The organism is Rhizobium sp. BR 315, assembly GCF_050577975.1.
GTDB lineage: Bacteria > Pseudomonadota > Alphaproteobacteria > Rhizobiales > Rhizobiaceae > Rhizobium > Rhizobium miluonense.
This window is the reverse complement of record NZ_JARWKZ010000007.1, coordinates 86,922-110,468: the sequence shown is the minus strand read 5'-3', so window position 1 is coordinate 110,468 and position 23,547 is coordinate 86,922. Positions and strand designations below refer to the sequence as shown.

The 23,547-nt window shown below is 59.3% G+C and carries 18 protein-coding genes; 7 read left to right on the top strand and 11 right to left on the bottom strand.

The window, feature by feature from the left end:
* Positions 1 to 43: 43 nt before the first annotated feature.
* The 7 genes from hpaR to QD409_RS10520 all read right to left on the bottom strand — a co-directional run bounded on the left by hpaR (position 44) and on the right by QD409_RS10520 (position 6,698).
* Positions 44 to 565 carry a homoprotocatechuate degradation operon regulator HpaR gene (hpaR, locus tag QD409_RS10550; RefSeq protein ID WP_208858609.1) on the bottom strand — a complete coding sequence of 174 codons (522 nt, stop codon included), beginning with the start codon at positions 563 to 565 and terminating at the stop codon, positions 44 to 46.
* 349 nt (positions 566 to 914) lie between these two features.
* Positions 915 to 1,169 (bottom strand): hypothetical protein, encoded by a 255-nt coding sequence (locus QD409_RS10545; RefSeq protein ID WP_430762670.1) that lies wholly within the window; start codon positions 1,167 to 1,169, stop codon positions 915 to 917.
* 3 nt (positions 1,170 to 1,172) lie between these two features.
* Positions 1,173 to 2,444, bottom strand: a complete 1,272-nt coding sequence (locus QD409_RS10540) for a CynX/NimT family MFS transporter (protein WP_430762669.1) — start codon at positions 2,442 to 2,444, stop codon at positions 1,173 to 1,175.
* Positions 2,441 to 3,118: a FadR/GntR family transcriptional regulator gene (locus QD409_RS10535; protein ID WP_430762668.1), complete on the bottom strand. Its 678-nt coding sequence runs from the start codon at positions 3,116 to 3,118 to the stop codon at positions 2,441 to 2,443. Before QD409_RS10535 ends, QD409_RS10540 begins: the two co-directional genes overlap by 4 nt.
* Before the next feature lie 110 nt (positions 3,119 to 3,228).
* Positions 3,229 to 4,431 (bottom strand): MFS transporter, encoded by a 1,203-nt coding sequence (locus tag QD409_RS10530; protein WP_430762667.1) that lies wholly within the window; start codon positions 4,429 to 4,431, stop codon positions 3,229 to 3,231.
* Between the two features lie 119 nt (positions 4,432 to 4,550).
* The gene (locus tag QD409_RS10525; protein WP_430762666.1) at positions 4,551 to 5,774 is read right to left on the bottom strand and encodes an MFS transporter; all 1,224 of its coding nucleotides are present in this window, start codon (positions 5,772 to 5,774) and stop codon (positions 4,551 to 4,553) included.
* Positions 5,775 to 6,002: 228 nt separating this feature from the next.
* Complete coding sequence (locus tag QD409_RS10520; RefSeq protein WP_430762665.1) at positions 6,003 to 6,698, bottom strand: GntR family transcriptional regulator; 696 nt, start codon at positions 6,696 to 6,698, stop codon at positions 6,003 to 6,005.
* A gap of 524 nt (positions 6,699 to 7,222) precedes the next feature.
* Here QD409_RS10520 and QD409_RS10515 point away from each other — a divergent pair.
* The 5 genes from QD409_RS10515 (at position 7,223) to QD409_RS10495 (ending at position 14,208) form a co-directional block, all read left to right on the top strand.
* Positions 7,223 to 9,049, top strand: coding sequence for a dipeptide ABC transporter ATP-binding protein (locus QD409_RS10515; protein WP_430762664.1), 1,827 nt, complete (start codon positions 7,223 to 7,225; stop codon positions 9,047 to 9,049).
* A gap of 45 nt (positions 9,050 to 9,094) precedes the next feature.
* On the top strand, positions 9,095 to 10,630 hold the full coding sequence (locus QD409_RS10510) for an ABC transporter substrate-binding protein (RefSeq protein ID WP_430762663.1): 1,536 nt from the start codon (positions 9,095 to 9,097) through the stop codon (positions 10,628 to 10,630).
* A gap of 65 nt (positions 10,631 to 10,695) precedes the next feature.
* Positions 10,696 to 11,619 carry an ABC transporter permease gene (locus QD409_RS10505; protein ID WP_092844600.1) on the top strand — a complete coding sequence of 308 codons (924 nt, stop codon included), beginning with the start codon at positions 10,696 to 10,698 and terminating at the stop codon, positions 11,617 to 11,619.
* A gap of 6 nt (positions 11,620 to 11,625) precedes the next feature.
* Entirely contained in the window at positions 11,626 to 12,474 is an 849-nt protein-coding gene (locus tag QD409_RS10500) for an ABC transporter permease (protein WP_430762662.1), read from the top strand.
* Positions 12,475 to 12,480: 6 nt separating this feature from the next.
* The gene (locus QD409_RS10495; RefSeq protein WP_430762661.1) at positions 12,481 to 14,208 is read left to right on the top strand and encodes a M14 family metallopeptidase; all 1,728 of its coding nucleotides are present in this window, start codon (positions 12,481 to 12,483) and stop codon (positions 14,206 to 14,208) included.
* Here QD409_RS10495 and QD409_RS10490 read toward each other — a convergent pair.
* Positions 14,192 to 15,079 (bottom strand): LysR substrate-binding domain-containing protein, encoded by an 888-nt coding sequence (locus tag QD409_RS10490; RefSeq protein WP_430762660.1) that lies wholly within the window; start codon positions 15,077 to 15,079, stop codon positions 14,192 to 14,194. The two genes, QD409_RS10495 and QD409_RS10490, sit on opposite strands and share 17 nt — an antisense overlap.
* Before the next feature lie 104 nt (positions 15,080 to 15,183).
* On the opposite strand from QD409_RS10490, the gene QD409_RS10485 reads away from it, so the two are divergent.
* Both QD409_RS10485 and QD409_RS10480 read left to right on the top strand, forming a co-directional pair.
* On the top strand, positions 15,184 to 16,449 hold the full coding sequence (locus QD409_RS10485; RefSeq protein WP_430762659.1) for a YbfB/YjiJ family MFS transporter: 1,266 nt from the start codon (positions 15,184 to 15,186) through the stop codon (positions 16,447 to 16,449).
* A gap of 123 nt (positions 16,450 to 16,572) precedes the next feature.
* On the top strand, positions 16,573 to 17,838 hold the full coding sequence (locus QD409_RS10480) for a glycoside hydrolase family 5 protein (RefSeq protein WP_430762658.1): 1,266 nt from the start codon (positions 16,573 to 16,575) through the stop codon (positions 17,836 to 17,838).
* Between the two features lie 712 nt (positions 17,839 to 18,550).
* Here the strand turns inward: QD409_RS10480 and QD409_RS10475 are convergent.
* The 3 genes from QD409_RS10475 to QD409_RS10465 form a co-directional block, all read right to left on the bottom strand.
* The gene (locus tag QD409_RS10475) at positions 18,551 to 19,114 is read right to left on the bottom strand and encodes a hypothetical protein (protein WP_430762657.1); all 564 of its coding nucleotides are present in this window, start codon (positions 19,112 to 19,114) and stop codon (positions 18,551 to 18,553) included.
* A 502-nt stretch (positions 19,115 to 19,616) separates the two neighbouring features.
* Entirely contained in the window at positions 19,617 to 20,804 is a 1,188-nt protein-coding gene (gene fdhA / locus QD409_RS10470) for a formaldehyde dehydrogenase, glutathione-independent (protein ID WP_430762656.1), read from the bottom strand.
* Positions 20,805 to 21,496: 692 nt separating this feature from the next.
* A complete protein-coding gene (locus tag QD409_RS10465) occupies positions 21,497 to 23,533 on the bottom strand; it encodes a beta-galactosidase (protein ID WP_430762741.1) in 2,037 nt (678 codons plus the stop codon).
* Positions 23,534 to 23,547: the final 14 nt, after the last annotated feature.

Here is a 23,547-nt window from a genome sequence, read left to right as displayed (position 1 = left end):
CGTCAATTAAATACTTAACACATTAATAAATCGAGGGAAGTGTTTACTCTTCCCCAACCGAGCCGTTCTCCAGCTTCAGCGATGCCAGTTCCTCCAGCATGTCCAAAAGCTGTTCCACACGCTGCACACCGAAACGCGCGTCGATATCGGCATAGACCTTCAGGCTCTCCGGCATGACCTCCGTTACGATCCCCTCGCCTGCCGGTGTGATCTGCAGAAGCACCCTGCGGCCATCCGCTTCGTCCTTGTGCTTGGTGATGAAGCCACGCTCCTCAAGCAGCCGGATCATCCGCGTCAGGCTCGGCGCCAGAATGGATGCCTTGTCGGCCAGTTCCGTCGCATCGAGCTTGCCGGCCTCGTAGAGGACGCGGATAACACGCCATTGCTGTTCGGTAACGTCATGCGCTGCCAGGATCGGCCGGAAATGGCTCATGACCGCTTCGCGGGCACGCAGAAGCCCGATAGCCAGGGAACGACGGGGTTCTCGCAGCGATCGCTTGGGCTTTGCTGCTGCAGTATCGGATGCTGATGGCTGTTTGGCGTCGCTGTCTGTTTTATTCTGCATCGGTTTCGTATGTTCGCTGAGACTACTAATCTCATTGATTAACATGAGAATCACTCAAAGCAAGATGATCGGGTGACATCGATTGAACTCAGGGGACAACGGTCGCCGCATCGCAGCGACCTTTCCAATTGGTGACGAGCGGCCCGACAGGCTGACGTCGAATTTGGACATGGACCAGCCCGGATGGCAATCCAAGCTCAACCTGCCGCCCTCCAGCCTCACATGATCGAGAAGAGCAGGATTGCCGCTGACGACGGCTTCCGCCTTTCCGCCGGGCTGATAGTGCACGGAAGCCGGTATATCGATTGCCAGGCTACCGTCCGAGTTGAAGGGCAGGACGATCTGCTGTTTACTCGACCCTTGCGAACCGCAACTGAATTGCGCGCCATCCCACCAATACCTTCTGCATGCCGACGACGCAGCAATTACCGCTGCGGCGGAGATCGAGGAAATTCGCTGGGTATCGCCCGCTCATCCGGGCGCCATAGCCATGGCGCCCCTGACTGAACATCATATCCTGCCGCTTCACCGGCAGTGAAAGTCCCTCTGGAGAACAGGGCTGGTCGTTGAGACCAGCCAGCATGCCGTAAGGGATTGCGATCAAAACCTATAGGATCTCGGCGGTCTTGGCATTGACGGTAATCGCGCGACCGGCAAACCAGCCGTTGATGGCAGCGCAAAGACCGAGCAGGACGAACAGAACGGAGCACCAGGCAAAGCTACCCGTCCAGCCATGGATCATGCCGACAATGAGCGGGCCGATGGCTGCAAGCAGATAGCCGACGAATTGCGCCATGCCGGAAAGATGCGCGGCGATATGTGCATCCGGGGAACGTAACACGATGACGGTCAGCGCCACGGCGATCAGTCCGCCCTGCCCGATGCCCTGAAGTACTGCCCAGAACCAGACCGTCCAAAGCGGAGCAAAGAGCAAGCCAAGCAACGCAACGACAGCGATCGCGCAGAGGATGACATTGATGGCGCGCTGATCCTTACCCTTGACGGCGATATGGGGGGCAACCAGGCAGGCGGCGGCCTGTACCATGACCGAGACGGAGACAATGGCGCCAGCTGTCACACCATCGAGGCCGCGTTCGCGCAGAATGGGGACGAGCCAGCCGAAGACGCAATAAGCGAGCGCCGATTGCAGCCCCATGAAGAGCGTCACCTGCCAGGCGATGGGATCGGTCCACAGGCCCGTTACGCGAAAACCGCTGCGACGAACCTGGTTGCGCGTTCCGATGACCTGCGGCAGCCAGAGAAGCCCGACCACCACAGCCGGGAGAGCCCAGACAGCCAGCGCACCACCCAGCGATCCGCCAAGCGCATGCTCGATGGGAAGCGTCAGCCCCGCCGCACTCGCCGCGCCGGCACACAGCGCCATCGTGTAGCAGCCCGTCATCAGGGCTGCCTTGTCCGGGAAATCGCGCTTGACGACGCCGGGTAAAAGCACGTTGCCGATCGCGATGCACGCGCCGGCCAGCGCAGTTCCGAAGAACAGCATTGGAATCGAGGAGAAGCCGCGCAGCGCCGTGCCCAAAGCGAGCAGCAGGATCACGCCAAGCAGGACGCGCTCCGTTCCCAACCGCTGCGCGAGCCTGGGCGCAAGCGGTGAAAACAATCCCAGGCAGACCACCGGCAATGTCGTGAGGATGCTGGTGCCGGACGCCGACAGGCCAAGCCCGGCCCGGATCTCCGGCAGCAGCGCCGACGCGCTGGAAAAGACCGGCCGGAGACTGAATGCAATCAGGACCAGGCTCACGCCAAGAATAAATCTGCCAATCGGCGATTTACCCCTGTGAGGCTGCGGCGGCGGAATTTCATCGGCCTCGGCGTCGATCATTTCGAGGGAGGCGGCATTTTGCGGAGACATGGTCATGACATCAGTAACCGATCAAGTGTGGCAATAACGGGAGCCATGAAGCGGCGCACTGCAGCATCGGCCGCTTCAGGATTACCGGACGCAATGGCGTCGACGACGGCGACATGCGCCTGCATGTCCGGCTCCGGAACCTCTTCCCCGAGCGTCGCCTCGATGGTTTCCGCGATCGACATGGAGAAGAAATCGTAAATCTCGACCAGCGCCAAGTTCCGCGAGGCGGCAACGACCGCCTTATGGAAGGCAAGATCGCGCTTGATGAAGCCCGCCTTGTCTTCCCCGCTGTAATTTCCTCGCGCAGCAAGCAGCGCGTGCAATTGCGAAATCACCTCCGGAGTATGGCGCAGAGCAGTCAGCCGCGCGGCTTCGACCTCGAGAGCCAGTCGGGCTTCGAATTGGTCCCTCAATCCGGCGCGACGCGCCACGTCGAGCGGACGACCGAAATCAGCCGTCGAGCGCACATAGGTGCCAGACCCCTGCCGCGTCTCAAGATAGCCCTGCGAAGCCAGCACTCGCACAGCTTCGCGGATTGTGCCGCGACTGACGGAAAGCATCGAGGAAAGAGCGGCCTCATTCGGCAGCTTTTCGCCGACACCCCAGCGTTGGGCAATGATTTCGCTGCGAATTGCCTCCACGGCTGTATCCGCGAGCGTCGTTTTGGTCAGAGCGCGCATGATTGAATTTCATCAAGTCATCAGATGACTTTACAACTAGCTGAATGCCATCCGTTCGTCAACGGATGTTCAGGTCCGCAGCGAATCGTCGGAAAAGGCTCGTGATATCCCTATCGACGCCGTCTCACGCCGTCGCAGTAGAGCAGCATGGCGAGCCCAGACAGTCCGGCGAAAGCGCCGATAATTGCTGTTCCGGAATAGCTGCTCACGGCCGTTCCAAGCGCAAAAAGGAGCGCGCTCAGGCCGGCGCTCAAGAAAATATTGACCGAAATCAAGGCGCTGCCGAGCCCAGGGCGCTCGGCAATCAGGTCCTGCAAGTATGTGATCGGAATACTGATAAGAGCCGCCGCGCCGATGCCGCTGACCAGCGTCAGGGCATACATATGCCATGGCGCCGATGCCAGGCCGAGCAGCAGCAGATAAATCACATAGATCACCGTGCCGATCGCGAGCGCCGTGACGTGGCTCATGATCCGCTGGGCGCGTCCCCATACGACGATGAAGATGACTTCGAGAAGCGCGACGATCCCGACGAGAACCCCGATGTCGGCGACGGTTCCATGCGCCGCGCCGGTGACGACAAGAGGCAGGATAGCGCCATTGACGTGAAGCGTGCTGCTGATCAACGCCACTGCAATCACACGCACGAATACGGGCGGCGAGATGACCTGCCCAAGTGCCGCAAGATAGGAGAGATGGCGCGTTGCCGCTGCATCGGTGCCGTTCTGGCGCGGAAGGAAGACGGCAATCAATCCGAAGCAGGCGGCACAGGCCAGGCCGGCAAAAAGATAAGCGGGCAACATGCTCTCGGAGTTCACAAGCAATGCTCCGGTAATTCCCGGCACGAGGACCCAGGAGAGCGAAATCATCGCCCGGACGCCCGAGTTGACGGTCGCGACATCATTGCGCTCCATCCCCCTCGTCGCAACCCTGACATTGGCAAAGAGCAGCGAATTGAGGGAGCCGTAAATCGGGAGGAGGAACAATGCGCTGAGAACGAAGGTCGCCTGCGCCGGCACGATATAGACGGCGCCATAGCCCAGAGCGCCGAAGATGGCGACCGTCAGCATCATCGTGCGATATTCGCCGATCCTATCCGCCAGATTTCCGAGGAGAATGCTGACGACGACATTCACCGCAGCCGCACAAAAGATTAGCGCCGAATACAGTCCATTGCTCAGCCCAAGCTCGCGGATGCCCACGACGGACTGATAGGGAGAGGTCGCCGCTCCGGCAAAGCCGAAGGCAAAAATGGCAAGCATGCTCACCCGGATCGTCGGGTCGCGAAAAACGTCAGGAAGGAGGCGGGTCATCTGTGATGTCGAGGGTCTGGCAAATCACCCGGTAGCTGGGCACAGGGCTTTTAACAGGTTTGGGGTTGTCCGAAACCTGCCAAAGCAAAATAATGGCAGCACCATGAAGAGGCGGCGCGCTACCGGATGACGCCGCGGCGCGCCATGATCGCCAAGCCGACAACGGCCACCAGCGAGAACGCCGCGGGCAGGTAGAAAACATTCGGAAGGCCAAGGTATGCGACACCGATGCCGCCGACACCGCCGCCAAGCGCCATGGCCAGCGCAGAAGAGCTCATGAAGATGGCGGAGGCGGTTGCGACGGCATTGGGAAGAAGACGCTGGGCAACGATCAGCCCCAGCACCATGTAAAGCCCCCAGACGCCGCCCATCAGCGTCTGCCCGGCAAACATGCCGGTGGCGCTTGGCCAAGCAGCAAAACACAAATTGGCGACGACGCCGAATGCCGCCGCGATGCACATCAGCCAGAGCGTGCCGATCCGTCGGGCCAGCATGACGCTGAACGGCATCAGAATAAGCTCGATCAGCGGCTGCGTTCCGATAACCGCACCGCGCACGCCAGGATCGATCCCGAGGTTCTCCTCCATGTAAAGCAGAAGGAAGCCGTATTTGATGGGCTCGCCGGCATAGACGAGCACGTAGAGGCCGGTGAAGGCTAGAAGCGGCACCATATCTGACCAGCTGAGCGAGCTGGTCCTATCGGTCGCATGCGTTGTTTTTGGCTTAGGGCTCGACGAGACGCTCAGGGTTCCCAGGGGGACGATCTGCGCCACGAAACAAATGGCCGTTGCCCAGAACATGGTGCGCAGACCCGTTTCTGCCGCCAGCCACGCGCCGATAAACGGGCCGACGATCCAGCCTGCCGTCAACGCCATCCGGATGACTGCGACCACGCTTTCGTTCGCGCCCGCCGGGTTTCTCTTCAGATCGTCATGAATGGCCGTGAAAAGCTGCGATGTGGCGGAGCCGGAGAACGCCAGAACGACGGCGCCGATAACGAACGGCATCCAGGGTGCATTCGAAAGTGCAAAGCCCATCCATCCGAGAAAGCCGGCCATGGCACATAGTCGGAACAGGCTGAGGCGTTTGCCTGTCCGGTCGGAGTAGCGGCCGACCAGATAGCCGGCAACCGGCGCAGTCAGGCCCGTCAGATAATAAAGCCCGGCCACAGGCATCGATGTCCCAAGCTCCTTCACCAGGAAAACGACGATCTGCGGCAGCGAAGCCGAGGTTCCCAGCCCCGAGAGAAACAGAGCGAGCGTCGCACCGCGATAGAGCTGTGAAGCCCATACCTGCTGAATTGCCGTGGTCCTGCTGGAGCCTTTCAAGGATTGCGCGTCCATTCCATCTCAATCCGTAGTAGCCGGTTGCCTATTTAACGTATTCCGGTTCGACGTGCATGGTCGCCCTGATCGACGACAGCCAAGATCAGCCTGTCTAGGCGGATGGAATCACGATTTCGCCCCGGATAGCAGGGATCCTGCCGCCAAAGCCGCGTGTGACGCAAATGTTTGCTTGGAGACACAACCTATCCGGCTATGATTTCCACAATGAATATCTCGGCTGCGCCTTCAGCTGGGAATCGCTCTGGAATAGGCGGCCAGGATGAACCGTTCGGCTTGATAAAGATATTTCTCCAGCGCTTCGGCTGCGCTCGCCGTTGCTCCCTCCTCAAGATGGGACAGGATCGTGGCGTTCTGCCCCACATAGGGAGCATGGAGGTACTCGGGATCACGTATCAGACCGAACACCAGGCGCAGCTCGAGGGAGATTTGCGCGTAGAATGCCGAGAGCCGCGGGCTGTCCGCCAGCTCGACAATAGCGGTATGAAAGGCAATGTCCGCGCTGCCGACGTTGAGCCATTCTCCGAGGTCACGATACCGGACCGCGGCGTCCACCGCCGCCCGCATCTTGCTGACGCTCGGATGACGATGATGGGCGCCGGCAAGCGCCGAGCACTCTATCAGCCGGCGAATGTGGAAGATGTCCATGATGGTCGACATGCTCGGTGTGGTGACAAACACGCCGCGGTTGGCCTCGTGGCGCAGCACGCCTTCCTTTGTCAGCAGCCGAAAAACCTCGCGCAGCGTATTGCGTGAAACCTGCAACTCCTCGCACAAGGCCGCTTCGGAAAGGTGGCTGCCCGGCGACAGCGTTCCGCTGATCACCCGTTCGCGGATCCGCGCCGCAGTCAATTCCGTAACCGTCTGTCCGGCTTCCGCCGTACCCGACGTCGGCTCGATACTCGCGAGGTTTGTCTGCTTCATTTGCTCTCCTGGCGCCCGGGGGCAGATCAGCTGCAGGTGCCTGTCCACCCCCTGCGCTTTCCGCCAGGCTATGCATCGCTGCGACGGCTCGCAAGCAATCGGATTCCTGACCACAACTATTAATTCACGTCTTCGACGATGCCGGTCCGTTGGACGATCTGGCGCGACTTCCGCCTAATTTTCCGTGCGCATCACGAAAATTGTTCAACAATGTAGACCAGATTGTTGCTTGATGCTATCTCATGCCCTAACAAATATGGTGGGAACGCGGATATAGACGATCGTGAGGCGCCTGCTTTGGAGGAAAAAGTCGCTTGGCTTTCCAGAATCAAAATGGTTGCGGGCGGCAACATGCCATTGTCCAATCCAAGCGGCGATCTCGGAGGGAACTCCAGCGCGTTCACGTCAAAGAACGATATCGTTGCCGTCTGGGATAGAGTGAGAATGGAATTGCAGATCGCGCCTATCAATCCGCAGAATTCCGGAAGCTTCAGGAGCAACCCACCCAATACCAAGGTGAGTATATGACAATGGCGACGGACACGAACAAGCCGCTTCTGTCAGTCTCGGATTTGACGATACGATTCGGCGAAAATCGCGTGGTGGAAGGACTTTCCTTTTCCGTGGCACCCGGCCGGACGCTCGCTGTCGTCGGCGAATCCGGCTCGGGAAAATCGGTGACGTCGCTTTCGATCATGCGGCTTGCCGACATGATGGGCGCCCGTTTCGAGACCGGCAGCATTACTTTCAGCGGCAAAGATCTTCTCAAGGTTTCGCAGAAGGAAATCCGATCCATCCGCGGCAAGGAGATCGCCATGATCTTCCAGGAGCCGATGACCTCACTCAATCCGGTCTTCACGATCGGCGACCAGATCTGCGAAGTCCTTCTGCTGCATGAAGATATCGGCAAATCCGCCGCGCAGGCCGAAGCGCGCCGCCTTCTCGAAATGGTGCGGCTGCCCGATGCCGAAGCGCTGCTGAGGCGCTATCCGCATCAGCTCTCGGGCGGCATGCGCCAGCGCGTGATGATCGCCATGGCTCTCGCCTGCCGTCCCAAGCTGCTGATCGCCGACGAGCCCACGACGGCGCTCGACGTCACCATCCAGGCGCAGATCCTGAACATCATGCGGGAGCTGCAGAAGGATCTCGGCATGGGCATGATCTTCATCACGCATGACATGGGTGTCGTCGCCGAAATGGCCGACGACGTGGTGGTCATGTGGCAGGGAAAAAAGGTCGAGGAAGGGCCGGTTCGCGAGATATTCGCCAATCCGAAGCATCCCTATACCCGCGCCTTACTCGCAGCTGTCCCGAAGCTCGGCAGCATGGCCGGCGAGGACTTTCCCAAACGTTCGCCCCTCATCGTTCTCGAGGGCGGCGAACCGAAGATCGTCGGCGAGGAGCGGATTCAGAACACCGCTCGCTACGATCAACCGCCGCTATTGTCGGTACGCGACCTCTTCGTGCGCTTCGACATAAAAAAGAACATATTCGGCCAGGTCACGCACCGCTGCAATGCCGTCCAGAAGGTCGGTTTTGACATTCATCCGGGCGAAACCCTCGCTCTGGTCGGAGAATCCGGCTCCGGCAAGTCGACGATCGGCCGCACCATCCAGCAATTGCAAAAGGCGCGGGCGGGCGAGATTTCCTTCGACGGCAAGAACTTTGCCGCGATGTCGGCGGCGGAGCGTTTCCGCATGCGCCGGGACGTGCAGTATATTTTCCAAGATCCTTTCGCTTCGCTCGATCCACGCAAAACGGTCGGCTTTTCGATTGCCGAGCCCATCAACACGCATGGCATCATTTCCGGATCAAAGGAAGTTCGCCGCCGCGTGGACGAGCTTCTGGAGCGCGTCGGCCTGACATCGGCCCATGCCGAGCGTTATCCGCACGAATTCTCCGGCGGCCAGCGCCAGCGCGTCTGCATCGCCCGCGCGCTTGCCTCCGACCCCAAGCTCATCATCGCGGATGAAGCGCTGTCGGCGCTCGACGTGTCGATCCAGGCGCAAATCATCAACCTGTTCATGGATCTGCAGGCCGAACGCGGACTTGCCTATCTCTTCATCAGCCATGACATGGCGGTGGTGGAAAAGATAAGCCATCGGGTCGCCGTGCTCTATCTCGGACAGATCATGGAAATGGGCAGCCGCCGGCAGGTCTTTGAGACGCCGATGCATGATTATACCCGCCGCCTGCTTTCCGCCGTGCCCGTCGCCGACCCCACTGTCGAGCGTAAGACCGCGCTGATCGAAGGCGAAATTCCAAATCCCGTTCGCCGTGTCGGCGATGAGCCGCCCATTCTTACTCGCGAGGAAATCGGTGCGGGTCATTTCATCGCCAAAAGCGCCTGAACGACCGCTATCTTTTTGCAACGATCTGAAGAGGAAACAGGTTCGATGAAAAAAATGAAATGGGGACTGAGAACCGCTCTTGCGGTGCTCGCCTTGTCGGGCGTCACCGTCAACGCCGCCCCCGCTCTTGCCGCCGGCAAGATGACCGTCGCCTCGCCACAGGATCCCGGCAGCTGGGATCCGATCGACACGTTTCTCGTGGCCTGGGCTGCCGTCTCGACCAATATTTTCGACGGTCTGACCTATCGCGGCCCCGATCTCAAGCTGGTGCCGGGTCTTGCAGAATCCTGGGAAGAACTGGACCAAGGCAAGCGCATCCGCTTCAAGCTGCGCCATAACGTCAAATTCCATGATGGCGAGCCCTTCAATGCGGAATCGGTAAAGTTCACCTTCGATCGCCTGCTCGGCGAACAGGGCGCCAAGGGCCCGCAGCGCTCGAACTACACGTCGATCGAAAGCGTTGATATCATCGACGACTACACCGTCGACATGAAGCTGAAGACGCCCGATCCGGTCCTCTTGACGAAGCTTTCCGGCTATGGCGCCATGATCGTCCCGCCGAAGTACATCAAGGAAAAGGGCGAGGACTATTTCAATCTCAACCCAGTCGGCACCGGTGCGTTCAAGTTCGTCTCCTATTCGCCGAAAGTGAATATCAAGCTCGCGGCCAATCCGGACTACTGGGGTGGTGCGCCGAAGCTCTCCGAACTCGAATATCGCTTCATCAGCGAGCCCGCGACCGCGGTCGCCGAGCTTCAGGCCGGCCGCGTCGATCTCGTCATTCCCCCGATCATCCCGATCGGCATGATCCCGGTCATCCAGGGCGATTCCAAGCTGGAGATCGCCAGCGTTCCCGGCCCGACGGTCGACGCGCTGCGCTTCAACACTCGCGACGGCATTACCGCTGATCCGCGCGTGCGCAAGGCGATCATCATGGCCGTCGACCGTACGACGATCGTCAAGTCGATCCTCGTCGGCCAGGGCGCAGAAATCACCAGCTTCCAGAGTGCATTGTCCTTCGGCTACGATCCCTCGCTGAAGCCGCTTCCCTATGATCCGGCAGGTGCCAAGAAGCTGCTTGCCGAAGCCGGCGCGAAGCCTGGCGCGACCATCCAGATCGACATTCGCGGCAATGACGCAACCATGAACGAGGTGGCCCAGGTCGTCGCAAGCTATCTGCAGATGGTCGGCCTCACCGCCACCCTGAAACCCTATGAAACCAACGTCATGCTCAACGACATCATCCCGCAAGGCAAGACCGGCGCGATGTTCCAGGAGAAGTGGGGCGGCTGGACCTTCGATTTCGACAATACCGCCTATGCGATGTACCACTCCGGCGAAAAATGGAATCCTTACGAAAAGGATGCGACGCTGGACAAGCTTCTGGAATCCCAGCGCCCGCTCACCGATCGCGCCGAACGGGAGAAGATCCTCAGGGATATCGGCAAGTATGTCGCCGACAAGGCGCTGGAGCTGCCGCTCTATAATTCCAACGCGATCTACGGCATCAGCAAGCGGGTCAAGGGCTTCGTGCCTGCGCCGGACACCCGCATCAAGCTGAACGAAGTCACGGTCGAGTAATCGTCAAGCGTAACGCCGCCGGTATCACCGGCGGCGTTCATTCTGGAAACTTCGGAAAAAAGAACGTGGCCGGTTTTCTCATCAAGCGATTGTTGCAGGCGATTTTCGTCGTCATCGCCATCACACTTCTCGTCTCCTTCGCCATTCGCCTCACCGGCGATCCCGCCGTGATGATGTTTCAGGGCGGTGGCAGCATAACGGAAGACGATCTGGCGCGCATCCGCGCAGCACTCGGCACGGACCAGCCGTTCATCGTCCAATATATGACCTTCCTGAAGGGCCTGCTGACGCTGGATCTCGGGCGCAGCTTCACCGGCGGCACGCCTGTTTCGCGGTTGATCGCCGATGCCCTGCCCGCGACCCTGCTGCTCGCCTTCATCGCAATGGCAATATCGATCGTGCTTTCCATTCCGCTCGGCATCAAGGCCGCGACGGCGCGTGGCAAGACCGCTGACCAGATCATTCGCGTTCTCTCGCTGCTTGGGCTTTCCTTCCCGAATTTCTGGCTGGCGCTGATGATGGTGCTGTTCTTTTCGATCACCCTCGGCTGGCTGCCACCGAGCGGCATGGTCGGGGTTGCGAGCTATGTCATGCCTGCTTTGACCATGGGCGTCATCCTGACGGCGACGAATGTGCGACTGGTGCGCACAGCCATGCTGGAAACCTTGCAGTCGCAATATATCATGGTCGCACGCGCCAAAGGCCTCAGCGAGAGCAAGGTGCTTTACAAGCATGCCCTGCGCAACTGCGCCATTCCGCTGATTACCTATTTCGGTATCCAGTTCGGCGGACTGCTCGGCGGCATCGTCGTCATCGAGCGGGTCTTCAACTGGCCAGGTCTCGGAACCCTGGCCTTCGACGCCGTGGCTGCGCGTGACTATCCGTTGCTGCAGGGTGTCATCACTGTGCTGGCCCTGTTCATCGTCGGCGTCAATCTGCTGGTCGATATCGCCTACGGGCTTGTCGATCCCCGTATCCGCACGGAGTAACCGCCCATGGCCGCCACGACATCAAGCCGTTCGCGCTTCCACAGCTTTGAATTCATCGTCGGCGCGTTGCTTACCGTCGTCATCTGCCTTGCAGCCATATTCTCGGACGTACTCTTTCCAGGCGGCGCGGAGAAGATCGATCTGATGGCCCGCCTTGCAAGACCCTTTGCCAGCCTCGCTCATCCGCTCGGAACGGATCCTCTCGGGCGTGATGTTCTTGCCCGCGTTGTCGCCGGCGGCAGAATATCGCTGCTGGTCGGCCTTACCTCAGTCATCGGTGGCGTCGTTCTCGGCGTACTGGTGGGTCTTGCCGCCGGCTACTATCGCGGCATCTGGGACATGATCCTGATGCGCTTTGCGGATATTCAGCTTGCCATGCCCTTCATTCTGCTGGCGATCACCTTCATCGCCATCGTCGGCGGCAGCCTAACCAACACCATCATCCTGCTGATCGTATCGCAGTGGGTGCAATATGCCCGTCTCGTCCGCGGATCGGTGCTGACCCTGCGCGAACGGGAATTCATCCTCTCTGCGCGCGCCATCGGCGTGAAAGACTGGCGCATCATCTTCCAGCATCTGCTGCCAAACCTTCTGGGACCGGTGATCGTGTTGATGACGCTGAACATCGCCAACAATATCCTCCTCGAAAGCAGCCTCACCTTCCTCGGGCTCGGCGTCGATCCCACGATCCCGAGCTGGGGCGGCATGCTGGCCGATGGACGCACCTATCTGCAGACGGCCTGGTGGGTCAGTCTTTTCCCGGGCCTTGCCATCCTGCTCACCGTACTCGGCCTCAACCTCCTGGGTGACTGGCTACGCGACAGCCTCGACCCAACAGGCAGAACGACAAGGTAAGACATCATGACCATGATTTTCGAAAGAAGTTTCGAGCGGACGCTTTCCCAACTCGTCGCTAATGCCAAGGCCGGCGAGAAGTTCGAGGCGTGGACTTTCGACGACAGGCTCAGCCGCGCAGATGCGGAGCGCAAACTCAAGGAAAAGGGCGTGCAAGCGCTCATCCACAGCGCTTATAAGCCCCTCGTCCATGCGTTTCTCGAGGAAATCGATCTGCAGGACGTGGAAGCAATCGAGATCCACTATCCCGTGCACGCCAATGCGCCCGCCAACCGTTTCCGGCTGGAAGCCTATCCGCTTGCGGCGATGGTGGGAAATCGCGATATCACCTTTATCGCCAGAACCGACAGCGATTTCCATTATGACATTCTGTTGAAGAGCAATTCGGGCGGCGAGCGCGGGGTCAAAGTATTGGTACCCAATCGCGTCCATATCGACGTGGCCGGTGAAACGAGCGTTTCCCCAACCGGCTGGCTGGTGCGTGGCAACGCGACAGGCGAACGACTGATCACGGACTACGAACAGCTTTTCGAAGAGACCATCGCTGCGATTACGCAGTTCGACTGGGGTGCAACCGAGCCCTATTTCGAGGAGCTCAATATTCGCGTTGCACTACCGGCGGCCGACGAGGCCTTGCCTGTCGGCGACGAAGTCATGAGCCTTCGGGAAGCGCTGCACGAGGACTTCTATTTTTCGCTGCTCGAGTTTTTCCAGAAGAAATCCGGCCGACCGCTTGGCGACCGTGGTCTGAAGCCGGGGCAGATCGTCCCGCAGATCCTGCAATCCCTCGGCGAAATCTCCGCCAAAGTCGAAACGCGGCCGTTGACCGCGGGCTACTGGGACTGCGCGCAACAGCAGATCGAGACGGCTACAGAGCCTCTGGCCGTGCAGCAGATCGGCACCGAACTCGACAGGGTCGGCGGCGAAGCGTTTGAAGCTGTCACACGCTCCGGACGCGCGGTCAGAGCACGTTATATCAAGGGCCGCGATGCGGCCGTGATGATCAGCGGTGGGCAACACGCCAATGAGACGACCGGCGGTGTCGGTGCGCTGCGCGCCGCGCAACGGCTCGCCGCGATCGAAGGCGCACATTTCACCATCTCGCCGCTGGAAAATCCCGACGGCTATGCGCTGCACCAGCGTCTGCGCAAGGACAACCCGCGCCACATGTATCATGCCGCGCGTTACACCGCGCTCGGCGACGACCTCGAATATCGCACCGAGGACAATGCCGGCCCATATCTTTACGAGAAGAAAATTCGTTTCCAGGCGGAAAAGCTCAGCGGCGCGCAGCTGCATGTCAACCTGCACGGCTATCCGGCGCATGAGTGGACCCGTCCTCTTTCCGGCTACGTGCCGCGCAACTTCGCCATGTGGACATTGCCGAAAGGCTTTTTCCTGATCGCCCGCTATCATCCCGGCTGGGCGGTGCAGGCAGAACAGCTTCTGGACAGAGTCACCAAGCATCTCGGCGCCATTCCGGGGCTGCTGGACTACAACAACAGGCAGATCGCGCTATACGAAACACATGCCGGCGAAACAGGCTTCCGCATCATCAACGGCTTCCCGTGCCTTGCAGATATCGACGATCGCCACACGGTGCCGGTGACGCTGATCACCGAATATCCGGACGAGACAATTTACGGCGCCGAATTTGTCGCCGGTCACACTGCGCAGATGGAAACGGTCCTCTCGGCATATAGTGCTTGGCAGGACATCATGGCTTCGAGCTGAGCGGAACGGATTTCGATCGCACCATATCGAGAAATGCGGTCATCGCGCTCGATGTGTAAGCGTCCGAGCGACGCACGAACAGCGTATCCACGAGCGATCGCTCCGGCGGGAGCTCGTGAACCGCGACCCTGCCCTCCTGCCATGCCGAGGCCACGATACCTTTCGGAAGAAGGGCGATGCCGACGCCTGCCGACACGCAGCTTATGATCGCGTCCAGTGAGCCAAACTCTAAAGGCTTTGCGGTGACGATGCCCATCTCCGCCAAAAGCGATTCCAGTCGCTGGCGATAGGAACAGCCGATCTGGAAAACGATGGTCCTGAGGTCGATGATCTCTACCAGATCATCCATTGAACGCACGGAGCGGGAGGTAACGAGAACGAGTTCCTCCTGAAATACTACCTCGTGCTCCAACTCCGGATGGCTGACCGGCCCCGCTACGAAGGCACCCTCAAGCTTGCACTCCAGTACTTCGTCAAGAAGCCGGCGCGTCGTGCCCGTGGTGACAACAAGGCGAACTTCCGGATAAGTCATGGCAAAATGGCTGAGTAGCGGAGATAGTCGCAAGGCGGTTGTCGTCTCCAGGCTGCCAAGAAGCAGCGCTCCACTCGGCGAGCCATCGTCCTGGGCGGCATTGCGCGCATCTGCGAGAAGCTTGGTAATGCGTCCGACGAATGGCAGGATGCGCTGCCCGGCAGGCGTGGTCGACACGCCGCGGGCGTGCCGTTGAAACAGGCTGACGCCCAGCTCCTCTTCCAATGTCCGGATGCGCGCCGTCACATTCGATTGAACCGTATGCAGCTCCTGGGCTGCCCTGTTCATGCTGCCGTGCCGGGATACTGCCTCGAAGACCCTAAGATCCGATATGTCCATGCTTAACCTATCTCCATTTGAGATAACTATTCTCATAATAAATCAATTTTAATGATATATCCAGCGACGTATTATCTCAAGCAGTGATAGCTAAGAGAGTTCACATGACTAGGATTGCCGCTCCCGAAATCGATCGCAGTCATTCGACAGCAAAAACCGCCTGGCGGGCCGTCTTATCGGCATTTTGCGCCAGCCTCATCGGCATTGGGCTGGCGCGTTTCACCTATACGCCGCTTTTGCCGGCGATCGTCGATGCGCATTGGTTCGACCAGTCCGCTGCAGCCTATCTCGGCGCCGCGAACCTTTCCGGCTATCTGGCGGGCGCATTGCTCGGACGCCCGATGGCGGCTCGTATTTCTATTGTCTCCATGCTGCGGATCATGATGCTTGCGGCAACGGCGGCTTTCTTTGCTTGTGCTTTCCCCATCGATTTCGCCTGGTTTTTCGCATGGCGCTTCGCAGCTGGTTTTGCCGGCGGCGCTTTGATGGTGTTGGCAGCGCCGACCGTGCTACCGCTCGTCGCGCCTTCCCGCAGAGGCCTTGCCGGCGGCGTGATCTTCATGGGCATAGGCGCGGGTGTCGCGCTATCGGGAACGCTGGTGCCGTTGCTCTTGCAACAAGGCCTGCGCGAGACATGGCTCGGCCTCGGCGCGCTCTCGCTACTGCTGACCGCTATAGCATGGACCGGATGGCCGCGGGACGGCGCGGCATCGCCCGCACCAATCCAGCATCACGCCCAAGTGCCGGCCCGGGGGACGCTACGTGCCCTCTATATCGAATATGCATTGAACGCTGCCGGCTGGGTGCCTCACATGATCTTTCTCGTCGACTTCGTCGCCCGCGGATTGGGAAAGGGCCTGCAGGTGGGCGCTGAATATTGGGTTCTGTTCGGGATCGGCGCAACGCTTGGCCCGATCCTCGCCGGCCATCTCGCGGATCGCACCGGCTTTGGCGCGGCAATGCGATTTGCCTTTCTGCTTGAAGCAGTTGCCGTTGCCATTCCTGCCTTCGGCCTTGGGCAGTCATGGCTCATCGCCTCGAGCCTTGTGGTCGGCGCCTTTGTGACCGGAACCGTGCCCCTGATGCTCGGTAGGATCGCAGAATTGCTGCCGCACCATCCGGCACAGCAGAAAGCCGCCTGGGGCATAGCGACGGTCTTCTTTGCATTGTTTCAGGCTGCCGCTGCCTACGGGTTCTCCTTCATCTTCGGCCGAACCGGCGGAAACTACCAGATGCTCTTTTTCATCGGGACGGCCGCTATGATCCTGGCACTGGCAATCGACCTCACGGCTGCGGTGTTCTTCCGCACGCCGCAGCAACAAAACGATAACCAGGATGCAACAAAATCCGGCTCCGTCGCCACGAACTGAAGCGAAGCACCAGGCATGGATAAGCCACTTGGAAGAATCTGGGGAGTTTCGCCGGCGCGCGATTTTATTCCTGGCGTCATATCATGCCCACTTGGTGCCAAAGTTTCGCGCGACTGAAGATTCATGAAGCAATTTCTGCTTTTTCTGGCCGGCCTGTTTGCCATCTGCCTGGTGTCGATCGCGTCGCCGGTGCAGGCACAAGGATTTGTACGGACCGATCACAAGCAAATCGTCGATGCCAACGGTAATCCGCTGATCTTGCGCGGCCTCGGCCTCGGAGGCTGGATGGTTCAGGAAGGCTATATGATGGGCCTGTCCAATCTGAAGGCACAGCACATCATTCGACACCGCATTTCCGAGATCATCGGCAGGAAGAAGACCGAGCAGTTCTATCGCTCCTGGCGCGACAATGCCGTGACGAAGGCCGATATCGACGCGATGGCCAAATGGGGCTTCAACAGCGTTCGCCTGCCGATGCACTGGAACCTGTTCATCAAGACGATGCCCAGCCACAAGACGAATAGCCGTATGGTCTGGAACGAGGAAGGTTTTCGGCGCGTCGATGCGCTGGTCGGCTGGTTGAAAGCCAACGGCATGTATCTGATTCTGGACCTGCATGCAGCGCCCGGTGGCCAGGGGCAGGATATCGCCATTTCAGATCGCAATCCGAACAGCCCTTCGCTCTGGGATAGCCATGTGAACCAGGCGGCGATGATCGCGCTGTGGAACGAGATCGCCCGACGTTACAAGGACGAGCCGACCATTGCCGGTTACGACCTCCTCAACGAGCCGAATTGGGGCTTTCAGAACAGCCAAGATAAAAGCGGCTGCCGTGAAACCGGCAACGCGCCGCTGCACGATCTCTACGAACGCACCATAAGAGCGATCCGCGCTATCGACAAAAATCACATGCTGATTATCGAAGGCAATTGCTGGGGCAACAATTACGCCGACGTGCTGCCGATCGCGGACAGCAATACGGCGCTGAGCTTCCACAAATACTGGACGCCAACGACACAGGAATCCATCGAGCCTTTCCTGAAGCTGCGCGAGCAATACGACATGCCGCTTTGGAACGGCGAATCCGGTGAGAATACCAATGACTGGTATGTCCGCGCCGTCGCGCTGCAGGAAAAGAACGGCATCGGCTGGTCGTGGTGGCCACTGAAGAAGATCGGCCGGGGCAATCCCCTCGAAATCAAGGAAAACGCAAATTATCGTCGCCTGACCACCTATCTCCGCGGAGAAGGCAAAAAGCCTTCGGCGAAAGACGTTTTCGCGGGATTGATGCAGCTGGCAAGAGACAGCCGCTTCGACAGAAATATCCACCATCAGGGTGTTATTGACGCCTTGCTCGGAGCCTCCCGCGGATCAGGCGCTCCGAACTAGATACCCGCGTGATATACTCGAGAGCTTCTCGAAACGACCCATTGCACGGAGCTCCGTATCATTTTCAGACCGATGGCCTTTTGGCCTAAGCCCACAGCACCTGCCACCGATAGGCATCATGCTCTAAGCGGCGGCCGCAGTCTCTCGATCATCAAACTGGCATCCCTTTCTTGCCGAACCTGCTGTTAGTCGATGAAATGTTCCGCAACGATAGCGACGCAATAGCTGCGGGGGAACTCGCAAGGTTGATGCTTAACTTATTGCCAGCAGCAGTCTGGCAACTTGCATCGTGCAAATGGGAGTGCGGTATATTGACGGAAGTCCGTGATAACGACGTTCGTTCTCTGCGCTATCATCTCGGAAACATCCGCCTTATCTAGCCTGCTCTTCGTGCCGGACTATATCTGCGTAAACTCTATTCGTTCATCCCTGCATTGAGAACTCGACGGGTAGTCCGTGCTGATGAACATCGCGATCAACTGATGCATCCCGATATCCCAAGCGAGCTCATAACCATGTTGGTAGGATCGTTCGATTTTATGCGTCGCGCATATGAACATTATGACCGATGTCTTCGGACGGCATGCTCTGGTGGTTTAAGTAACGACCTCAAAAGAACGGCGCCCAGCAATCTAGCTAAGCGCCGTGGACGCCGATGAAATAGTTGAGGCCTGCTGGAATAGATAAAGCCCGCACGAGGCGGGCTTTATTCTTACCCGGCTGCGGCTTCAGCCTTTGGCTTGCGGCCCCGCTTCGGCTTCTCTGCCTCGGCAATTGCTGCAGGAGCAGCCTTCACCTTAGTGACCTTCGGGGAGGGTTTGCTTGCAGCAGGCTTTGCAGCAGCTGGCTTCGCCGCAGCCGGTTTTGCCTTTGCCTTGGAAGCGGCCGTATCGTCACTCGACTTGGCTGCTTTCAGCAACGCGACACGACGCCTACGGTTCTGCTCGAGCGCCTGCTGAAAGCCCGCATCCTTCTCCGCGTGAAAGGCTAGATCCTCGAGAAACTCCGCCACTTCCTTGACGGATTCGACGACGATATAGCTCAGTCCGGCACCGGCATTGACCGAGTCGCGACCAACCGTGACGCCGAAACCGCCGGGGACGCGCTGGAACCAGGTGGAACGCCACTTCTTGAAGCCGGCGACGTCCTTCTCATACTCTTCCAGATATGCTTTCTGCTCCGCTACTCTCGCTCGAAAGGTATCGACTACATTCCGCGCTCCAGCCTTGGGCTTTTCAGCCTTTTTCGAAGACCATTTCTCCAGAAAGTTTGCCATTGTCCGTTTCTCTTCAGGTTAGCGTTTCGTCCAGGCGGCCGTTTGTTCGGAAGCGATAACCGAGCTGTTCCACATGGATAACGATATATATGTATAAGATATGTGTATAATGGCAACATTATCTGTCATCATCGTTAGTAGACGCGCTTCAGTGTCTCTACAATTTCCGACTTCCGGTCTTGATGAAATACTAATCTTGCGGGGCCGAGCACTCATGTTGATCGGCTCTTGCTAATGCCTGGATGGGAATATCCAGCCGCCTTTAGCTGAAATAGAGCGCGTGACAAGCGGATGCTGCAGTGCAACAGCACTCCTTCATCTACGTCGCCCCTTGCGAAGATAGGGCGATATGAGCTGTATTGCCGATATGTTGCCGGCATTTCGTTGTCCGGCAAACTCGCAGCAGTTGCTCAAAACGACGCTGGGAACCGGAGGATCTCTCCGCGTTCCCAGCGTCAAGCTCATTTCTGTTAGTAAAGGTTCATGCGCGGCTTCTGCCCGCTCATGCAGCGTTCAGTTCTCCATGCGGATCGAGAACAAACTTCGTCGCCGCACCCTGGTCGAAGCTCTCATAGCCCTGTGCGGCGTCTTCGAGCGAGATGATCTTGGCATTGACGATATCGGCAATCGGCAACCTGTCATGCAGGATCGCCTGCATGAGTTGCCTGTTGTATTTGATCACCGGTGTCTGGCCAGTATGGAAAGACTGCGCCTTCGCCCAGCCGAGGCCGAAGCGTAGCGACAGGCTGCCATGCTTCGCGGCAGTATCGACCGCACCCGGATCTTCGGTAACGTAAAGACCGGGAATGCCGATCGAGCCCGCCGCACGCGTGATCTCCATCATCTGATTGAGCACGATAGCCGGCTGTTCGCCACCGGAATGACCTCGGGCTTCGAAGCCGACAGCATCGATTGCACTGTCCACTTCATTGGTGCCGACGACTTCGGCAATCATCTCGCCGAGGCGATCGCTCTTGGAGAGATCGATCGGCTCGAACCCAACCCTGGCCGCGTGTGCAAGGCGGTCCTTGTTGAAGTCGCCAATCATGACGACGGCAGCACCCAGGATGCGGGCGGAAGCAGCCGCGGCCAGACCGACGGGGCCAGCCCCTGCAACATAGACCGTGGACCCCACGCCGACGCCGGCGCGAACGGCACCGTGGAAACCGGTCGGCAGGATGTCGGACAGCATGGTGAGATCGCGGATCTTCGCCATCGCCTTGTCGCGATCAGGGAATTTAAGCAGGTTGAAGTCCGCATAGGGCACCATGACATAGCGTGCCTGACCACCGATCCAGCCGCCCATGTCGACATAGCCATAGGCACCGCCAGCGCGTGACGGGTTGACCGTCAGGCAGACGCCCGTATCCTGCGACTTGCAGCAGCGGCAGCGGCCGCAAGCCACATTGAATGGAACCGAAACAATATCGCCGATGTCGAGCATTTCGACATCGAGACCCTTTTCGATGACCTGTCCGGTAATCTCATGCCCGAGCACCAGGCCCGGCATGGCCGTCGTGCGTCCGCGCACCATATGCTGATCGGATCCGCAGATGTTCGTGGAGATCACCTTCAGGATCACGCCATGCTCGATGCGCCGGCCGTCCGGTGCTTCCAGTTTCGGGTCGTCGATATCGCGAACCTCAACCTTGCCGGGCCGCAAATAGACAACGCCTCTGTTCCCAGTCATGCCATCTCCTCCTTGGTTTAACGCTGATCGTCGTTACTAGCGATCGCTCGCAAGCGCCTTCAGGTCGGCCCGCTCCTCAACGGGCTGAACAGCAGCAAAACGGGCACGGATGCCGCGATTTTAGCGACACCCCTGTCCGGGATAGGTATAACCGACCGGACGAGAAGCAAGAGGTGAACGGAGCTTTCCATTCGCCCCCAGATCACTCACCGCGATCAGTCAGGCCTGTCGTCAAGGCTGATGTCCGACTGCGAACTTGCCCAATGGCACTGTCTCGACGGCTTCCGACCCGTCGGCCAGCGCTGTGTTCGAGACACTCAGTCCGATACCATATACGGGACAGCGCCGACCTGCGGCGTGTTTCCCGACTATCCATCGAGGACATCTCGATGGAACCTTGAACACCGCTAGAAGATCACGCCTAGGGGTGTGGCGCGCACGGGAAAACGACATCGGTACCCTGCAAGACGACATGGCGCGCTTTCGTCTCCGATCGCGGTCGGAGCAGATGCAGATCCAGTTCATGATATCCTCGCCGGAACCGTGCAGGACGGCGGCGCCAAAGAATTGCTAGGCAAGACGACGCTCGCTGCATCGCCTGTCTCGAAGATCAGGACGGTTTTCCGGCAAGCTCTCTCCCAGAGGCAAGTTGCCGATGCGACGGCAACTTGCCTAGATCATCGCGCAATCAATTACTTGATCGCCGCATCCTCGGTCGACTGAATCCAGATCGCGACATCGACAGGCGCAACACTTCTGCCGCCGACGAGGAACATCGCATCAGCTGCGGCAGGCGCGCTCGCGGCGGCACTGCCGTAGTTGAAGGCGAAATGCAGCTTGCCGCGTCGCGAAAGACGCAAATCGCCGAGATCGGGCAGGCTGTCGACATTCGCCCAGGCGAGCGTGTCGCCCATCAGCTTCAGCAGGAATTCGTCGCGCGGAAGCGTTGCGCAGTAGCGCGCCTTTTCATTGCCGATCAGAGCCGGTGAATCGGGGCGATAGTCTCCTTGGAACGTTGCCAGTACTGTTTCCGTCGTCCGGATTGTTTCCCGCCATCCGGTTGTCTGATGGCTGGTATTGCCATGGAGCACCGTCTCAGCCTGAAACGCCGGCAGGGATTCGACGCGCGTGACCCGGAAATCGAGAATATCTCCGAGCGCACCCGGCGGCAGATCGGCCGGAATATGCATGTCGCGGGTCTTGCTGCCGCTGCGGGGGCCGAACAGAACCTTCGCGTCCGATGCCTTGAGCCGCGCAATAAAGCCCGCATCGGGGATGACGAGATCCGGCGCCACCACCAGTCTGTATCCATCGAGATCGGAATGCTGCCCGATGAAATCGACATCGACACCGAGGCGCGAGATGGCGGAGTACCAGTCTAGCGCAATGGCGGAGGCGGCATAGTCACGCCCCTGCGGCAGGGCACGAGTTGCGAAACGTGAGTCATAATCGAGCAGCAGCGCGACGGAAGCCTTGCCGCGCTCTTCGCCCTTCGGCAGCCGCTTCATCTCCGCAACGACCTGTGCCACTTCCTTGTAGCCCTGATCCTCCTCGCTATTGGGCAGAAGAAGGCCGGCATGGAATTGCTCCTGCGCAAAAGGCGCCTGCCGCCAGCGGAAATAGGACACCATGTCGACGCCGTGCGCATAGGCAAGCCAGGTCCAGAGCCGCACCATGCCATCTGCCGGCGACTGATTGTGCGAAGCCCAGTTCACCGGCCCCGGCTGCTGCTCCATCACCCAGACACGGCCGCGGCCGACTGCCCGATAAAGATCGTGGTTGAAAGCCGGCTGATCGGGATCGCCGACACGCAGATAGCGCTGCTTTTCCTCCGCGCTCAGCCGGCCATTGATAAGCCCACCCATGGGATAGACGTCCCATGAGGCGATATCGATGTCTTCGCCGACCTTGTAGTGATCAAAGTCGGTATTCTGCGACATGAAATTATGCGTCACCGGCCGGCCAGGCGAATGGCGGCGAATGAGATCAACCTGCGCCTTGTTGAAGCTCTGCACCTGATCCGAGGAGAAGCGGAAGTAATCGACGAGATGCGTCGGGGTCGGCTCCTCGACCAGATTGTTGGGCAGATCCACCTCGTCGAAGCTGTTGTAATGCATGCTCCAGAATGTGGTGCCCCAAGCGCGGTTCAGCTCTGCGATCGTGCCATATCGCGCAGCGAGCCATTCGCGGAATGCGTGAAGGGCGGCCCTCGAATAGCTGTGAATCGTGTCGTGATCGCCGTACTCGTTGTCGGTCTGCCAGGCATGGACGAAGGGATGCGCCCCATAGCGCTGCGCGACCGCCTCGGTGATGAGGGCGGCCTCCAGGCGGTAGCGCTGGCTGGAGAAGCAGTAGTGCCGACGCGCGCCGAATTTGCGGACAACGCCGCGAGCATCGACGGGGAGGATATCGGGATAGCGATCCACCAGCCACTTTGGCGGTGCGGCCGTCGGCGTGCCGATGATTACCTTCAATCCCGCCTTGCCGAGCACGTCGACCGCCTCGTCGAACCATTCCCAATGGAAGACGCCGGGTTGCGGCTCGATGCGCGACCAGGCGAACTCGCCGATGCGCACCCAGGCAAGCCCCAGCTCCACCATGCGAGCGGCATCCTCTTCCCATTTTTCCCGCGGCCATTGCTCCGGGTAATAGCAGACGCCAAGTTCCAGCATGCCGGCCTCCTGCCGGCTTGCATCGAAATTGTTCTGTCTGGCGAGCGGCTTGTGCACTGTCTTGTCCTTCA

Coding starts and splice junctions, on each gene's coding strand:
- hpaR (WP_208858609.1), bottom strand. CDS start 565: ATGCAGAATAAAACAGACAGCGACGCCAAACAGCCATCAGCATCCGAT.
- QD409_RS10540 (WP_430762669.1), bottom strand. CDS start 2,444: ATGACCATGTCTCCGCAAAATGCCGCCTCCCTCGAAATGATCGACGCC.
- QD409_RS10535 (WP_430762668.1), bottom strand. CDS start 3,118: ATGCGCGCTCTGACCAAAACGACGCTCGCGGATACAGCCGTGGAGGCA.
- QD409_RS10530 (WP_430762667.1), bottom strand. CDS start 4,431: ATGACCCGCCTCCTTCCTGACGTTTTTCGCGACCCGACGATCCGGGTG.
- QD409_RS10525 (WP_430762666.1), bottom strand. CDS start 5,774: ATGGACGCGCAATCCTTGAAAGGCTCCAGCAGGACCACGGCAATTCAG.
- QD409_RS10520 (WP_430762665.1), bottom strand. CDS start 6,698: ATGAAGCAGACAAACCTCGCGAGTATCGAGCCGACGTCGGGTACGGCG.
- QD409_RS10515 (WP_430762664.1), top strand. CDS start 7,223: ATGACAATGGCGACGGACACGAACAAGCCGCTTCTGTCAGTCTCGGAT.
- QD409_RS10510 (WP_430762663.1), top strand. CDS start 9,095: ATGAAAAAAATGAAATGGGGACTGAGAACCGCTCTTGCGGTGCTCGCC.
- QD409_RS10500 (WP_430762662.1), top strand. CDS start 11,626: ATGGCCGCCACGACATCAAGCCGTTCGCGCTTCCACAGCTTTGAATTC.
- QD409_RS10495 (WP_430762661.1), top strand. CDS start 12,481: ATGACCATGATTTTCGAAAGAAGTTTCGAGCGGACGCTTTCCCAACTC.
- QD409_RS10490 (WP_430762660.1), bottom strand. CDS start 15,079: ATGGACATATCGGATCTTAGGGTCTTCGAGGCAGTATCCCGGCACGGC.
- QD409_RS10485 (WP_430762659.1), top strand. CDS start 15,184: ATGACTAGGATTGCCGCTCCCGAAATCGATCGCAGTCATTCGACAGCA.
- QD409_RS10480 (WP_430762658.1), top strand. CDS start 16,573: ATGAAGCAATTTCTGCTTTTTCTGGCCGGCCTGTTTGCCATCTGCCTG.
- QD409_RS10475 (WP_430762657.1), bottom strand. CDS start 19,114: ATGGCAAACTTTCTGGAGAAATGGTCTTCGAAAAAGGCTGAAAAGCCC.
- fdhA (WP_430762656.1), bottom strand. CDS start 20,804: ATGACTGGGAACAGAGGCGTTGTCTATTTGCGGCCCGGCAAGGTTGAG.